We start from the raw sequence: 16,541 nt of genomic DNA on the forward strand, positions 1-16,541 counted from the left end.
AAAAAAATAGTATTAAAACTGAATACTGTCTCCAACCTTGATACCGTGCAAATCGGTATAGCCCGCATTGACTTCCACCACGTACTGCGCATCGGCATAGGAGGGTAAGTTTTCCTCAGAGAAGGGACGCGCGTTTTTCTGTATGGAAACGATCTTTTTATTGCTGTCCACATAGATGATATCCAGCGGAATTTGCGTGTTTTTCATCCAAAATTCCAAGGGTGCGCTTTCCTGAAAAATGAACAGCATCCCCACCGAATCGGGCATGTAAGGGCGGTACATGAGGCCCTTATTGCGCTCGGCCTCATTTTCAGCTATCTCCACGTCGATCTTTTTTATCATTTTTCCTCCGCTCAGGAAAGTGACTTCCCCTTCTTTGACAAACGAGGGGGCACTGGCCGATTCGGTAGGAATAGAGGCAACAGGTTCAGAGGATTTGCTGCGCAGGTAAGGAATAATAAGGTACCCTAAGCCACCTACCACAAAGACAGTCAATAAAATGTAAGCCGAATAAGATCTACGAGCACGCATAATGTATAAGCTGACAGCGAATGGCTATTGAACAATAGCCTATTTTTTTATTATTCTTCATACGCCCAGTCGATCCGATGCTTCATGTCGCGCACGACCAGGCCCTGATTTTTGAAATAAGAACGAACTTCGTCCACTTTGTCGTACCGCTGCGCGGCTTTGTATTCGCGGTAGAGGTTCAACATTCCTGCCAGCACAGAGGTACCTTCGGCGGTTTCTTCCTGCAAGCCCAGCACGTCCTCGAAGAAAACGACGAATTTTTCTTTCAATCTGATAAATATTACTTCGCCCAGGGCTGCACTCTTCAGTTGGTCCATGTACAACATATTGATGTACTTCAACAAATTGAAGAGATGCGCAATCGCGACGGAGGTGTTCAGATCGTCGTTCATGCCACCGTAGAAGCCCTCTAATGATTTTTCTATATCCTCGATTTTCTTCTCGTCCAAAGGTACCCCTTCCGCGGCGCTATATTCCAGGCTTTTCACAATCCTGAGCCCGTTCGCCAATCGCTTGAAGCCTTTTTGCGCCGCTTTCAGGGCATCGTTGGAGAAATCAAGCGTACTGCGGTACTGGCTTTGTAGCATGAAAAACCGTACGGTCATAGGGCTATAGGCCTGATCAAGTAACTCATGGTCGCCACTGAACAGTTGGGCGGGAAGAAACGAATTGCCGAGGGATTTGGACATCTTTTGTCCGTTGACCGTGAGCATATTCGTGTGCATCCAATAGCGCACAGGATCCTGTCCCGTCAGCCCCTTTCCCTGGGCGATTTCACACTCGTGGTGAGGAAATTTGAGATCCATGCCGCCGCCGTGAATGTCGAACTGATTGCCCAGGTACTTGGCGCTCATGCAGGTACATTCGAGGTGCCAGCCCGGAAATCCCCTTCCCCAAGGAGAATTCCACTGCATGAGGTGCTCGGGTGAGGCATTTTTCCAGATCGCAAAGTCCAGCGGATTGCGTTTTTCAGACTGACCGTCGAGCTCCCGGGTTTCATTTAGCAGATCTTCCAGAATCCGGCCCGACAGCTTGCCGTAGTTGTTGCCGGCCTCGTTGTAGGCATTGATGTCGAAATAGACCGAGCCGTTGGCTTCGTAGGCTAAGCCTTTGCCGATCAAATCCTGCACGGCCTCGATCTGTTCGATCAAATGGCCCGTGGCGGTAGGTTCGATACTGGGCGGCAGGATGTTGAAGTCCTCCATGACCCGGTGAAAATCGTTGGTGTAGCGCTGCACGATTTCCATCGGCTCCAGTTGTTCGAGCTTGGCCATACGGCCAATCTTGTCCTCGCCCTCGTCGCCATCGCCTACCAAATGCCCTACATCGGTGATGTTGCGCACGTACCGTACCTTGTAGCCGATATGCTTCAGGTACCGAAACAACAGATCGAACGTCATGAACGTGCGGACGTTACCCAGGTGCGCATTGTTGTACACCGTCGGCCCGCAGACGTACATACCTACATAAGGCGGAGCAAGAGGTTCGAAAAGGTCTTTTTGCCGGGTGAGGGTATTGTATATTTTAAGTGGTTGCATACCAATCATGATCCAATGTTGACTGCGTTAGAAAGGCGGTCAGCCTTTTTAAACAACCATCGGTACTTTTTTATGAGCTTGGCGCAAAAATAGGTAATTGGCTGCCAATTATTGCACAGAACATCCGATCGCTTCTTTGAATAGAAGCCTTTTCCCTATCTTCGCAGCCATTATCGAGCCAGATGCATTTGTTTTGAACGCATGAAAATAGTAGAAGTAGGTACCGATCCCTTACGGCGTAACGAATTCCTGCAACTGCCCGTGCGGATTTACCGTCACAATCCCTACTGGATTCGGCCTCTGAACGAGGATATTGAAAAAGTATTTGATCCTCAAACCAATAAGTATTTCAAAAACGGCGAGTGTATCCGCTGGCTCGTAATTGACCACAGCGACCAGACCGTCGGGCGGGTAGCGGCCTTTATCAATCAAAAAACGGTCGACAAAGGGAATGAGCAACCTACAGGAGGGCTGGGTTTCTTTGAATGTGCCAACGATGCCGGGGTAGCCAGGCTGCTTTTCGATGCCTGCCGCAACTGGCTGGCCGAACGAGGTATGGAAGCTATGGACGGTCCTATCAACTTTGGTGAACGTGATAGCCACTGGGGCCTGTTGGTGGAAGGCTACGATAAAGAACCCACCTACGGCATGGATTACCACATGCCGTATTACCGGAGTTTCTTTGAAGACTACGGATTTGAAAACTACTTTGAGCAGTATACCTACTACCTACCCATGCGCGAAGAGGTAGTGCGCCCGCTCCTGCATCCAGCTGTTTTTGGCCGCGCGGAGAAAATATACGCCACGCCCGGCTATGACTTCCGGCACGTCAGGAAAAATCAGCTGGAAAAGTTTGCCGAAGATTTCCGGGTGATTTATAACAAAGCCTGGGCGGCCAACTTGGGTACCAGCGATATGAGCATGGAGCAATCCCGCGCGCTGATGCAGCGGATGAAACCCGTTTTGGAAGAGGAACTAATGTGGTTTGGCTATTATGAAGACCAGCCGATCGCTTTCTTTATCATGCTGCCCGAACTGAACCAGATCTTTAAGCACGTCAATGGCAAACTGGATTGGATCGGGAAACTCAAATTCCTGTACCATAAGATAATGAAAACCAATCACCGCGCTTTTGGAGTCATTTTTGGGGTCATTCCTGAATTCCAGAAAAAAGGCATCGAGTCAGCCATCGCAATGGCCTATTCCAAGGTAGCCTGGCGGCCCGGCTACCAGTACACCGACCTGGAACTGAACTGGATTGGCGATTTTAACCCCAAAATGATGAACTTTGCCAAAATGCTGGGGGGTGTGATTATCAAAAAACATATCACCTACCGCTATCTTTTCGATCGGGATAAAGAATTCAAGCGGCACCCGGCGATGTAAATATTTATTTCAAGCTATATGCCATTCGCTATCAGTCTATGGCTTTTTTAAACTTTCAACTACTATAAATGAGTCTTCTTACCGTAGGTTCCGTAGCGTTCGACGCCCTTGAAACCCCCTTTGGCAAAACCGATAAGATCATCGGTGGTGCTGCCACGTACATCACGCTGGCGGCTTCGTACTTTACTAAAGCCAATAATCTGGTGGCCGTCGTAGGGGGCGATTTTCCCTCCGAAATGATTGATATCCTGGTATCGCACGGCATCAATACCGAAGGATTACAGATCAAGGAAGAGGGCAAAACGTTCTTCTGGTCGGGCAAGTACCATGAAGACATGAATACCCGCGATACTATAGACGTACAGCTAAACGTCATGGGCAACTTCGACCCGATCATCCCCGATTCGTACCAGGGTTGTGAGTACCTGATGCTGGGCAACACTGCTCCGGCCATTCAGAAACAGGTACTCGACCGCATGAACACCCGCCCCAAACTGGTGATGCTGGACACGATGAATTTCTGGATGGACATCGCCATGCCTGATCTTGAAGCCGTACTCCCCTTAGTGGATGTGCTTACCATCAATGACGAGGAAGCCCGTATGCTTTCGGGCGAATATTCCCTGCGTAAGGCGGCTAACATAATTATGAAGAAAGGCCCAAAAACCCTGATTATCAAGAAAGGCGAACACGGGGCATTGCTGTTCCAAGGGGACCGGATTTTCTTCGCTCCGGCGCTACCGCTGGAAGAAGTTTTCGATCCCACCGGGGCGGGCGATACCTTTGCGGGCGGCTTCATTGGCTATCTGGCCAGTACGGACGATATCTCGTTCGAGAATATGAAGCGGGCCATTATTTACGGTTCGGCGATGGCATCATTCTGCGTAGAGAAATTCGGCAGCGAGCGGCTGGTCAATCTTACGGAAAAAGAAATCAACCAGCGCGTGCTGGAATTCGTGAGCCTGGCTAGCTTTGAGATTCGGTAATTCCCGTAAGGCTGTCAGGGTTTAGAAACCCTGACAGCCTTGAATAAATGGGGCAATCTACATCATGCGCGCCTTCCAGGTACCCGGTGCTCATCAGGAACTCTCCTACGATTTCACCGCCCACAAAGCGAAAGTTCTTTTTAAAAAGCTTCACCCACTGTTCTTTGGGAAGAGGATGATGAGCGTCCAGCCAGTTTTTAAAAGTGCCGTACTCTTCCCGTAGTTCCAGAATCCGCCGGGCATTGGTAATGGCGGCGTTGATCTTCAAACGATTACGGATAATGCCCGCATCGCTCAGGAGACGCAAAATGTCTTCTTCAGTATAGGCCGCTACCGTTTCTATTGAAAAATTGGAATATGCTTTCCGAAAACCCTCCTGCTTCCGCAGCATCAGCGTCCAGCTCAGCCCTGCCTGATTGATTTCAAGCAATAAGCGGCCAAAAAGCTCATTGTCATCCTCGATCGGAAAGCCGTACTGATGATCATGATACTGACGGTGCAACAGCAGATCGGCTGTTTCGGAAGACGAATTATTGACGTAGCTACAATAGCTCATGGCATTTGGATCAGACCAATCTTATTGCCAAAAGGATCTTTTACGGTTCCCGTGCTGATGCCTCCGCCTACTTCGTGCGGGTCTTCGAAAGATGTGGCTCCCATAGCCAGGAGTCCGGCAAAATCGCTGGCAATATCCTCTACCTGCCAGTAAGCTACGGTGCTGCCATCGTGCAAAGGCGCATTCGGATCCAGGCCTAGTTCGAAGCCATTTATATCGAACCCTACGTAGAAGGGCTCGTCAAAATAAGGCTCCTGTTCAAAGGCACGGCGGTACCAGTCGCGGACCGAAGCCAGATCCGGCGCTGCGTAAATAACGGTTCTGATTTTGGATGGTTTCATGCATTTCAGAATTTATGGTCTTATTCCCTGATTCTTGTGACACTTCAACTCTAGTTATCCATAACTTTTGTTAACAACAAATAAAAAAAGAGATTCGCCGAATGACAGGGTTATCAATTACTGGCTGACGGACATACAAAAAGAGCAAATCGAACCCGTAACTACTAGTATGTAAAGGCGTTATTGGATATTCAATTGATTTGACCGGTTTGATTTGTGACAATTGAAAACAGTCCTTACATTTAGCAATCTGCGAACCGGCTGGTTGGAATAGCGAGGCAGAATTGAGTCTATGAAATGACCCCGGAATTACCTTGAAAAAAGCGTGTAGTATATTTCTGCTTTTCGTATTTTCCTTCAATCTGGTGGGAGTTACGATTCTATTCAAGGTACAGCAGTTTCAGATACGCTGCGAAATCAAACGCCAAATCCTGCGGGGGGTACCTGACGAAAAATTGTACGCCATCCCAGTCAGCGAAGCCAATGCGTCGGATTTTTTCTGGCTGGAAGACGACGAATTTTTCTACCAAGGCAGCATGTACGATGTGGTAAGAAAAGTAGCCCTCAGCGAAACCGAAGCCGTATATTATTGTATCAACGATGTATTGGAAAAAAACCTGTTTGCCAACCTCGATGCCCTGATTAAGCACAGTAAACCAGGACATGAGCCGTGGAGTAACATGGTCAAGAAACTTTACAATTTTCTGGCAGGCCTCTATTTCAAAGACCAGGAAGCAATACCCTTTCGCAGTATCTTGAATTTCAGGAGCAGCTGGTATTTTTTTAATACTTACCGATCCATTTTCCTTAGCATTACCTCCCCACCGCCCCGAACTCCGCACTCATTGATCTAATAAAAGGCGGTTTCCAATCTCCTATCCATTTTTCGCGCCGTTCCTCGCCACCGATTTCCATGCCCGAAGTCTGAAGCGAAGGGCTATGCGTGGCTGTACGCACTGATTTCAGGAAGAAATCGGCGGCGGACGGTATTACTTTTTCAAATACTCTATCAACCAATTAGTATGTATAAAAAACTATTTATTCTATTTCTGGGACTTATGGCTGCAGGTAGTTTGTCGGCGCAAACTTCCCAGATCAGGGGACGGATTTTCGATGCCGAAAATAATACGCCGCTTGCCAACGCCACCATTCGGGCGGCGGGTACCCAAGGCGCAACGAGCGACAAAAACGGTCAGTTTTCGCTGAATTGTCGCGATTCTACTCTGGTTACGGTTTCCTACATTGGCTACGAAACTTTCCGGCAGCGGGTAGGTTGTGGCCAGGAGCTGAACATCGGGCTAATTCTGGCAGCCAGAGACCTGAACACGGTCGAAATCACCGCCACCTCGAGCCCGAACAAAACCGTCTTGTACCAGCCCGTTTCGATTGCCCGAATCGGCGAAGTCGAAATCAAGCGCGGTGCGGGTATTCTCTTGGACGACGCCATCAATACCAATATTCCGGGGGTACTGATGGAGCGACGGACGTTCTCTGCGGGCCAGCAGTTTAACATTCGCGGCTACGGCAACGGCGCCCGGGGTACCAACGGCATCAATAGTAATTTCGATGGACAGGGCTACAAAGTGTACCTCAACGGAATTCCGGTTACGGATGCGGAAGGTATCACTTTGATGGATGACATTGATTTCGGCTCAGTTGGCAATGTTGAAATCGTGAAAGGCCCGGCCGGAACCCTGTACGGGCAAGCCATTGCGGGGGTCGTTAATCTTACTACCCTCAAACCTCAGCCGGGCCGCACCTCAGTAGGGCAGGATGTGTTGCTGGGCAGCTACGGTCTGCAGCGCTACACCACCCACTTACAAGTGAGTAAGGAACACGCCTCGCTGCTGGTCAATTACGGCAAGCAGAAGTACAATGGCTTCATGCCGCATACCCAGTCGAAGAAGGATTTTGTCAATGTGGTGGGCGAGTTTTCTCCCAATCCCAAGCAGACGATCAACAGCTATTTCGGCTATAGCAACAGCTACGACGAGCGAAACGGTGAATTGACCAAAGAACAGTACGAAACACTGGACTATTCGGGCAACCCGAACTACATCAAAAACAACGCTCACTCTAATGTAATTACTTTTCGGACCGGAATCGGCCATACCTACCGCTTCCGAGAAGGTATTTCGAACACGACCTCCATTTTTGGAACCGGCCTAGTTAGTAATGTCAGTTCGGCGGGCGGCTGGACCGACAAATCGTCGGCCAACTACGGTTTCCGCTCGACGTTCGATACCCGGTTTTCGCTGTTGAACGGCTTCGTACTTTCGGGCATTACCGGACTGGAAGCTCAGATGCAAAATGCCCAAACGCTGGGCTATCCGATGGTAGCAGACAGTTTTAACCTGAAAGGCTACAATCTGATCGGAAATTTGCGGAGCAATCAGTATACGATCTCCCGCACGCTGTCGGCCTTCACGGAATGGACCCTGACCCTACCCTACGCCCTGTCCCTCACCGCCGGCGTTGGGTACAGTACACTGGGCATTGAGTTGAACGACCGCTTCTACGCAGCGAGTAACAACAATCCCAGTAATCCGAATGTGACGCGCAAACCCTCGCAGTACAAGAACACCTTCGACAACATGGTATCGCCACACCTGGCTTTGAATAAAGTCTTCGATAAGCAGTTGTCGGTCTACGCTTCGTTCAGCCGGGCGTACAAAGCACCCGTGAGTTCTTACTTCTTCATTCCACTGACGGGCCAGGTACTGACGGACTTGAAGCCCGAGGTAGGTACGCAGTTCGAGGTAGGTACCAAGGGGGCCTTGCTGGGCGAAAAACTCAATTATCAGGTCGCGGCTTTCTACACCAAATATGCGGATAAGCTCACGCCGGTGGCCGTGCCCAATGCCACTAACACGGCGACTTCGTACGTGTATATGGCCAACGCCGGCAACCAGACCAACGCCGGCCTCGAAGTGGCGGTGCGGGGTACCGCCTACCAATCGGCGGGCTTTGTGAAAGCGCTCATGCCTTTTGCCAATTTCGCCTACTCCCATTTCCGCTACGGGGATTTCAAGTTTCAGCAGCTGAGCGGCAACCGGCAGTCCATCGTCGAAACCGATTATACCGACAACGTAGTGGCGGGAGTACCCCCGGTAACCTTTAACGTCGGATTCGACCTGACCACCCGGCCTGGTTTCTACGCCAACATGACGTATTCCTACCGGGACCAAATGTATTACACCTCCGACAACAAAAACGAAACCGGCAAGTACCAGTTGCTCAATGCAAAAGTCGGCTATTCGCGGGTACTGGCCGAGCATTTGAGTCTCGATGCCTTTGTGGGCGTCAACAACATCACGGGTCACCAGAACTACGCCATGGTGTTCCTGAATCAGCTCCCCGATGCTTACCTGCCCGCCCCGCGCGAAGCCAATTTTTTCGGCGGTATAAATTTAAAATATATTTTCTGATGTACTTAATCTCACCCGGTAGCCGCCCGGTTACCGGGTGTTTATTTTTAATTTCATGAAAAAACTACTCCTCCTATTGACCCTCTCGGCGGTACTTGCGGCGTGTGGCCGTCTTTCCAATTCCGATGAAAAGCAGAATCAGGAAACCCGTATCGTGTGCATCGCCAAGCAATACAGCGAAATCATCTACGCCCTGGGTGCAGAAAAAGACATCGTCGCGGTGGACGTGTCGAGTACCTACCCGCCCGAAATAAAAAAACTTCCGACGGTAGGGTACCACCGGGCATTGAGCACGGAAGGTATACTGGCAGCCAAGCCCACACTGATTCTGCACGACAACAATATCGGTCCTGAACACGTCGTAAAGCAGCTGGAAGAGCTGAAGATTCCAATGAAGGTATTTGCCAATAAGGGCAGCGACATCGACAGCACCAAAAGGCTCATCCGCGAAATGGGTGAGTACTTTCAGAAGCAGGCCCGCGCCGAAGAACTTTGCCAAAAGCTGGACGCCGACATGGCCAAAGCGTTGGAAAGCGCTAAACAGTACCCCGATTCCGTGAAGGTACTAGTGGTGCATTTTGGCCAGGCCAACAATGTATTTCTGCTGATGACCCAAAAAAGTACCGCCGCTCAGCTGCTGCGCTGGGCCGGGGGAAAAATCGCGGTGGACGATACCAAAGGCATGAAGCAATTTTCGGCCGAAGCCGTAGCCGCCTCCGACCCGGATGTGATTCTGCTCACCGATTTCGGCTACGACCGTTTGGGTACCCTGGATAAAATAAAGGAATTGCCTGGCCTAGCGGGGACCAAAGCCGCCAAAAATAACCGCATCTACCGCGTCGAGGAACACGACATGGTGTACCTGGGTCCGCGCAGCGGGGAAGTTGTTTCCATGCTCCAAAAATTGATTCATGAAGGTACCCAACCCTAGGAAAAAAAATCTTGTATTTCCGCTTCTGCTGGTACTTCTGGTGCTCACTACCTTACTGTCGGCGCGGTACGGCGCGGTGTCCATCAGCCTGGCTGAAATCAGCTCGGCCCTTACTAAATTCGCCCATTCCTCCCCGGATCTGGAATTGAACGAGCGGATTTTTATGGACATACGCCTGCCCCGAGCGCTTCTGTGCCTGTTTGTGGGCGCGAGTCTGGCGGTAGGTGGGGCGCTGATGCAGGCGCTGTTTCGCAATCCCATCGTCGAGCCCGGCCTGATTGGTACCTCAAGCGGGGCGGCCTTCGGGGCGGCGCTCTACTTTGTGCTGGGAGCTACCTTCGGCTTCGACGCCGGAGAATGGACGCTCCCGCTGGCGGCTTGCGCCGGGGCGGTACTTTCGACTTTTCTGGTGATCGTGCTGTCGCAGTCCCAGGAAAATGGGTCAAGTTCGGTGATTGTACTACTGCTGACGGGCATTGCCATTAACGCCCTGTTTATGAGCGGAGTGGGTTTTCTCTCCTACATCGCCCGCGACCCGCAGGCGCGTTCCATTACTTTTTGGGGCATGGGTACCTTGTCCGGCGCGAGTTGGCATTCGGTGCTCGTAGTCGGGATTTCCACGGTACTTTGTCTGGGGTTGTCGCTTCCCTACGCCAAACAGCTCAACGCCCTGATGATGGGAGAAGAAGAGGCGTTATTTTTGGGTGTCGACATCCGGCGTTTGAAACTGATCGTCCTCTCGCTCAACGTAGTGATGATCGCCGTGGCCACAGCCTTTGTGGGGGTCATAAGTTTCGTAGGATTGGTGGTGCCGCACTTGCTGCGGATGCTGCACGGCTCCGACAACCGTACCTTGCTCCGCAATAGTGCCCTGGCAGGAGGGATTCTGCTCAATCTGGCCGATCTGACCGCCCGTCTGGTTGTGCGGCCCGCCGAACTACCCATCGGGATTGTCACGTCGCTGGTGGGGGTACCGGTGTTCATTATTTTATTGCGGAGAAAAGACTACTTCTTCTGACATGCTCGAAGCAAAAAATATCTCCTTCCGGATTTCAGGCCGCTCCTTGCTCGATGCGGTTTCAGTGCAGTTTCATCCGGGCAGGATCAACCTTATCATTGGGCCGAATGGCGCGGGTAAATCGACTTTGGTCAAAATTCTCTGCGGGCAACTCAAACCAACAGCCGGAGAGGTTTTTTATCAAAAAGAACCCATTGCGCGCACTTCCGTGGCTACCCTGGCGCGGAGCCGAGCGGTACTTTCACAGAATGTCGCCCTGGCCTTTCCGTTGACCGTAGCCGAAGTCGTGATGATGGGCCGTTATCCCCATTTCACCGGCCGACCTACCGACCGAGACCGGGCCGCCTGCGAAGCCGCCATGCGGTTTTTCGCTGTGAACAACATGGCCGCACGGAATTATATGACGCTCAGTGGTGGTGAAAAACAACGTACCCATTTTGCCCGGGTGACTGCCCAAATCTGGTACCCTACCTCGACGGGCGGACGCTATCTAATTCTTGACGAACCCCTCACTTTTTTGGATGTGTACTACCAGTTCGATTTTATGAACAAGCTGGCCAAACTGGCCGAGCAGCAAGACCTGGTGATAGCCGGAGTCGTTCATGATCTGAACCTGGCAGGAAAATATGCTGACCACGTCGTCCTGCTCCACGAAGGGAAGGTACTCTCCAGCGGAACCAAAGAATCAGTATTGACCTCCGAAAACATCCGGGCGGCCTACCATATGGAAGTGGAAATCCAACAGGTACAGGGGGGGACGCGGGTGTATTTTTAAAGGTTGACTCATTTTTTATAACCTAAGTCTACAATTGTGGGCTGTGCTCCTTAAACTCATTCTAAATTCCTGCTCCCCAAAACACCTTCACAAGTTATTCGTTACTTTTGTCATCATAAAGACAAAGAGACTTTTCTCGAATGAAGCGGTTTTTGGCCTATATGCTGAGCATCAATCTCCTAGTCGGCAGTATGCTGCCCGGCGGAGGATGCGGAGAATTGGCCAAATTGCCTGACCTTATCCGGCACTACCAGCTTCACGTACAGAAGAGTGGAGGAGAAATCAGCTTCCTGACTTTCCTGCACATGCACTACGGCGCGGGTTCTAAGCATGTCAACACCGAAGATCATTCCTCACTACCTTCCTTGCATGTCCATTTGCTGGTAGCTTTGTTCGTACCGACCGTCTTGGGCATGTATTTTCCCGGCGGCAAATCCCCCGAGCTATCCGGCTTGAAAAATTTCTTCTGGAATAACCTCTATTCCTTTCAGTTCCAGCGAATCCTGCTCAATCCTCCCAAGTACTGATTCTTTCCGTACAGTCGGTTGGGGTACCCTACCTGCTCCCGATTCTTGTCATTCATGATCTGCTCCCAGAGTAAGATCCTTCCATTCTGTATTTCTGTCCGTAGTCATTCGCCTGTTTGACGCGAACGGCTCATGACGTAAAATTGAGTCTACATGCTATTCAATGCCATTATCCGATTCAGTATTCGGAACAAACTTATCGTTGGCCTCCTCGTATTGGGTCTGATCGGTTGGGGTGCGTACGCGCTTTCCCGTCTGCCGATCGACGCCGTACCCGATATCACGACCAATCAGGTCGTCGTGCTCACGCAGTCGCCTGCCCTGGCCGCGCAGGAAATGGAGCAGTACATTACCACGCCCGTCGAGCTGAGCCTAGCCAATGTGCAGGGCGTGGAGGAAATCCGTTCTGTATCACGGCTGGGCCTTTCCGTAATCACCGTCGTATTCGACGACGGCATGGATATTCTGAAAGCCCGCCAACTGGTCAGTGAGCAGTTGGCGCAGGCCACGCAGGATATCCCAGCGGAATTCGGGACACCCTACCTGGCACCTATCACTACGGGCCTGGGCGAAATCTACCAGTACACCCTCGTGCCACAACCCGGCTACGAAACCCGTTACGACCTCACCGAACTGCGCACCATGCAAGACTGGATCGTGAAACGCCAGCTCACGGGCATTCCGGGGGTTGTGGAGGTAAGTAGTTTTGGCGGGTACGTGAAGCAGTACGAGGTCAGCATCGATCCCGAACGCCTGCGCGCGGCCGGTATTACGATGACCGAGCTTTTCGACGCCATGCAGCATAACAACGGCAATACGGGCGGTAGCTACCTTGAAAAAAGCAGTCAGGCGTACTTTATCCGGGGCGAGGGTACCGTGAAAAGCCTGGACGACATCGGTAACATTGTCATCAAATCCACGGAGGGGGTACCCTTGTTGGTGCGGAACGTCGCCGATGTGAAGTTTGGCTCGGCGGTTCGCTATGGTGCCATGACCCGCGACGGTGAACGTGAGGCCGTAGGAGCGGTGGTACTGATGCTGAAAGGAGCGGACGCCGAGCGGACAATCAAGCTGGTGAAAGAACGCGTGGCCCGTATTCAAAAATCGCTACCCGAAGGGGTTCGCATCGAACCCTTCATCGACCGCACCGAGCTCATTGACCGGGCTATTCGCACGGTAGAAAAAAACCTGCTGGAAGGTGGATTGATCGTGATTTTTGTGCTGGTATTGCTGCTGGGCAACTGGCGGGCAGGGCTGATCGTAGCATCCGTAATCCCACTGGCGATGCTGTTTACCTTCGGGATGATGCACGTCTTTGGCGTGTCGGCCAACCTGATGAGCTTGGGTGCCATTGACTTCGGACTGGTAGTGGATGGGTCGGTGATTGTGGTGGAGGGGGTACTTCATTTTCTGCACGGTCATTGGAAAACGGGAGATCGGCTTACGCAGGAACAAATGGACGATACCGTAGAAAGTACTGCGTCCCGAATTCTGAAATCAGCTGTTTTTGGACAAATCATTATTCTCATCGTGTACATCCCGATTCTGTCATTATCAGGGATCGAGGGAAAAATGTTCCAGCCGATGGCGCTGACAGTCAGCTTCGCGATCATTGGAGCGTTGCTGCTATCACTAACCTACGTACCCGCCGCGACCGCCCTGTTTTTGAAGAAAAAAATCAATAACGAAAAGAATTTTTCGGATCGTTTGGTCGGTAAACTCTACTCCTTCTACGAGCCGATGGTACGTCGAGCGCTGGATTTTCGGGTTGCAATCGTGGGCGTAGCTGTGGTTGTTTTGTTAATGAGCGGCTGGCTGTTCAGTACGTTAGGAGGCGAGTTCATCCCCCAACTCGACGAAGGCGACATCGCCATCGACCTACGAATGCCTACGGGTACCTCCCTGACCGAAACCATCGATGCGACGCTCAAAGCCCAGCGGGCACTCCTGAAAAACTTTCCTGAGGTACGCCAGGTAGTGGGCCGCATCGGGGCCTCGGAGGTACCCACCGACCCAATGCCCGTAGAAATGACCGATCAGATGATCAACATGAAAGACCGCGCTGATTGGACTTCGGCCGAAACTCGAGAGGAAATGTCCGAAAAAATGAATGAGGTACTGGCGCGCGAGGTACCTGGCGTTATGACCGAATTCACGCAGCCCATCCAGATGCGCTTCAACGAAATGATTACCGGTGCGCGCTCTGATGTGGTGGTGAAAATTTATGGTGACGATCTGAAAACGCTTTTCGAGCGAGCCAATGCCGCTTCTGCGCTCATCACGCCCATCGCGGGAGTAGTCAGTTGCCGGGTAGAGCCGATCGTAGGACTCCCTCAGATCAACGCCGTCTACCACCGCGACCGCCTGGCGCAGTATGGCCTCGACGTAGCCGATGTCAACCAACTCATTCGAACCTCTTTTGCCGGAGAAACCGCCGGAGTAGTGTTTGAAGGAGAGCGACGTTTCGACCTGGTCGTGCGGCTCGACAGTACCCACCGCATCGACCTCACCGATTTACGTAATCTATATGTACCCCTACCCGGGGGTGGAGCGGTACCTATGGGCGAACTAGCTGATATTCGCTACGAAGAAGCCCCCGCCCAGATTTCCCGTGATAACACCAAGCGCCGGATTACTATTGGTATCAATGTACTCAATCGGGATGTAGCAAGCGTGGTGGAGGATATTCAGGCCAAGATTGAAAAGCGGGTACCCCTGCCTGAAGGGTACTATTTCAGCTACGGCGGGGCCTTTGAAAACCTGCAGCAGGCCAGTCGGCGGTTGTTAATCGCCGTACCCTTGGCGCTATTATTGATTTTCGTTTTACTCTATTTCACCTTTGGCTCGCTGGTCGAGGCTTTGCTGATTTTCACGGCGGTACCTTTCTCGGCGGTGGGGGGTATCTGGGCGTTGTGGCTGCGCGATATGCCCTTCAGTATTTCGGCGGGCGTCGGTTTCATTGCCCTTTTTGGTGTGGCCGTGCTCAATGGAATCGTGTTGATCAGCTACCTGGATCAATTGGCCAAAGAAGGTGACCGCGACCTGCGCGCGCGTATTCTGCACGGAGTACAGGCTCGCTTCCGCCCGGTACTCATGACTGCCTCAGTCGCATCGCTGGGCTTCCTGCCCATGGCGCTGTCTACCTCGGCAGGAGCCGAAGTACAGCGGCCCCTCGCTACGGTAGTGATCGGAGGTTTGATTACGGCTACGCTTCTTACCTTAGTGGTTTTACCTGTATTATATAGTTTGGTAAAAGGAGGGGCCAAAGGACAAAGCGGCCAGGGCACAAAGCGGTCCGGCGGCCCGGCAACAATTCTCTCTTTGTGCCTCTGTGCCCTGGGAACTCTATGCCTCAATTCTACCGCACAAGCTCAGAGGGTCGTTTCGCTCGATGAGGCCGTGCAGGAGGCTACCGCGCAGAACCTGTTGATCAAGTCCGACCAACTGGGGATACAGGAACAGCAGGCGCTGTTGCCTGCCTCGTTCAACCCGCCCAAAACGGCCGTGGATGTGCAGTATGGCCAAACCCAGGCCCGACCGCTCGATTACACGGTAACCGCCATCCAGTCATTTTCAGCGCCGGGACTGTACCGGGCGCAACGTGAAGTGGCTGAGAGTAATGTCCAAAGTGCGCGATACCGCCTGGTCGTAAGCCGTATTCGGCTGGCTAACGAAGTAAAGCGGACCTACTATCAACTACTCTTTGACCAGAAGTTACTGGATGTATTGCGGCAGCAGAGTGAACTGTTCCGTGAATCGGCGCGGGCAGCGGAGATACGCTTCCAAACCGGCGAATCCAATCGGCTGGAGGCCGTTACGGCCCAAAGTCGCAACCAGCACCTGAGCCAGCGCATACGCAACGCCCGTCGCGAGCAGGAAATGCACTATGCGGCACTACGCCTGTTGCTCCAGACCTCAGATAGTCTGCATATCGACACCCTCGTGGCGTTGAAACGCCCGCTGAACGATCAGGTTTCGGCTTTAATGGCTGTGGAAAATAACCCGCAACTGAGCGTATTGAAACAGGAGATCGAAAATAGCCGTCTGCAAACCAAACTCGAAAAAACCAACCGCCTGCCCGACTGGCGGCTGGGTGTCCTGAACCAATCCATCGAACGCACCTACGGGTACAGCGCGCTGCACGTGGGGGTATCATTTCCGCTTTTCACCAAAGCCCAGAATGCCCGCGTGCAGGCGGCCCGCATTCAGCAGCAAATCCGGGAGACCCAACTGAACTTCACCACGCGCCAACTGGCCACCGAACTGGAGGTAGCCCGCGCACGGCAACGCAGCCTGGCCGCTACACTGGACTACTACGAAAGCTTTGCCTTACCCCAGGCCGAACTTATTCAGCAAACGGCTCTTACGGCCTACACCAGCGGTGAGATTGGCTACGTGGAGTTCTTCGCGGCTATTCAGCAGGCGTACCTGTTGCAGGAAGAGTACCTGACCAACGTTCTCGAATTCGACACCAGTCTGATTCGGATCGAGGAGATTTTGGGAATAGAGTAGCTACACTTTGAC

Annotated in this window: 13 protein-coding genes; 9 read left to right on the forward strand and 4 right to left on the reverse strand. The window is 52.0% G+C overall.

What is annotated here, in order from left to right; genetic code table 11:
• Nucleotides 1–12 precede the first annotated feature (12 nt).
• On the reverse strand, nt 13–531 hold the full coding sequence (locus tag GBK04_RS10995) for a DUF192 domain-containing protein (protein ID WP_152759622.1): 519 nt from the start codon (nt 529–531) through the stop codon (nt 13–15).
• A 50-nt stretch (nt 532–581) separates the two neighbouring features.
• Nucleotides 582–2,069, reverse strand: a complete 1,488-nt coding sequence (gene cysS / locus GBK04_RS11000) for a cysteine--tRNA ligase (protein ID WP_152766028.1) — start codon at nt 2,067–2,069, stop codon at nt 582–584.
• Between the two features lie 201 nt (nt 2,070–2,270).
• Between cysS and GBK04_RS11005 the strand changes: the two genes are divergently transcribed.
• On the forward strand, nt 2,271–3,455 hold the full coding sequence (locus GBK04_RS11005; protein WP_152759624.1) for a hypothetical protein: 1,185 nt from the start codon (nt 2,271–2,273) through the stop codon (nt 3,453–3,455).
• A 68-nt stretch (nt 3,456–3,523) separates the two neighbouring features.
• Nucleotides 3,524–4,441 (forward strand): PfkB family carbohydrate kinase, encoded by a 918-nt coding sequence (locus tag GBK04_RS11010; protein WP_152759626.1) that lies wholly within the window; start codon nt 3,524–3,526, stop codon nt 4,439–4,441.
• Here the strand turns inward: GBK04_RS11010 and GBK04_RS11015 are convergent.
• Together GBK04_RS11015 and GBK04_RS11020 are read right to left on the reverse strand one after the other, a co-directional pair.
• Nucleotides 4,422–4,997, reverse strand: a complete 576-nt coding sequence (locus GBK04_RS11015) for a DNA-3-methyladenine glycosylase I (RefSeq protein WP_152759628.1) — start codon at nt 4,995–4,997, stop codon at nt 4,422–4,424. The genes GBK04_RS11010 and GBK04_RS11015 overlap by 20 nt on opposite strands.
• Nucleotides 4,994–5,338 (reverse strand): VOC family protein, encoded by a 345-nt coding sequence (locus tag GBK04_RS11020; protein WP_152759630.1) that lies wholly within the window; start codon nt 5,336–5,338, stop codon nt 4,994–4,996. Before GBK04_RS11020 ends, GBK04_RS11015 begins: the two co-directional genes overlap by 4 nt.
• 314 nt (nt 5,339–5,652) lie before the next feature.
• On the opposite strand from GBK04_RS11020, the gene GBK04_RS11025 reads away from it, so the two are divergent.
• The 7 genes from GBK04_RS11025 (at nt 5,653) to GBK04_RS11055 (ending at nt 16,529) form a co-directional block, all read left to right on the forward strand.
• A complete protein-coding gene (locus tag GBK04_RS11025; RefSeq protein WP_152759632.1) occupies nt 5,653–6,192 on the forward strand; it encodes a hypothetical protein in 540 nt (179 codons plus the stop codon).
• A gap of 168 nt (nt 6,193–6,360) precedes the next feature.
• On the forward strand, nt 6,361–8,766 hold the full coding sequence (locus GBK04_RS11030; protein WP_152759634.1) for a TonB-dependent receptor: 2,406 nt from the start codon (nt 6,361–6,363) through the stop codon (nt 8,764–8,766).
• Between the two features lie 55 nt (nt 8,767–8,821).
• Entirely contained in the window at nt 8,822–9,697 is an 876-nt protein-coding gene (locus GBK04_RS11035) for a heme/hemin ABC transporter substrate-binding protein (protein WP_152759636.1), read from the forward strand.
• The gene (locus GBK04_RS11040) at nt 9,678–10,715 is read left to right on the forward strand and encodes a FecCD family ABC transporter permease (protein ID WP_152759637.1); all 1,038 of its coding nucleotides are present in this window, start codon (nt 9,678–9,680) and stop codon (nt 10,713–10,715) included. The genes GBK04_RS11035 and GBK04_RS11040 overlap by 20 nt, the downstream gene beginning before the upstream one ends.
• A gap of 1 nt (nt 10,716) precedes the next feature.
• Nucleotides 10,717–11,490: a heme ABC transporter ATP-binding protein gene (locus GBK04_RS11045; protein ID WP_152759639.1), complete on the forward strand. Its 774-nt coding sequence runs from the start codon at nt 10,717–10,719 to the stop codon at nt 11,488–11,490.
• Nucleotides 11,491–11,630: 140 nt separating this feature from the next.
• Nucleotides 11,631–12,017, forward strand: a complete 387-nt coding sequence (locus GBK04_RS11050; protein WP_152759641.1) for a hypothetical protein — start codon at nt 11,631–11,633, stop codon at nt 12,015–12,017.
• A gap of 153 nt (nt 12,018–12,170) precedes the next feature.
• Entirely contained in the window at nt 12,171–16,529 is a 4,359-nt protein-coding gene (locus GBK04_RS11055; protein ID WP_152759643.1) for a CusA/CzcA family heavy metal efflux RND transporter, read from the forward strand.
• The last annotated feature ends 12 nt before the right edge of the window (nt 16,530–16,541 follow it).

It is taken from the genome of Salmonirosea aquatica, from assembly GCF_009296315.1.
Taxonomy (GTDB): domain Bacteria; phylum Bacteroidota; class Bacteroidia; order Cytophagales; family Spirosomataceae; genus Salmonirosea; species Salmonirosea aquatica.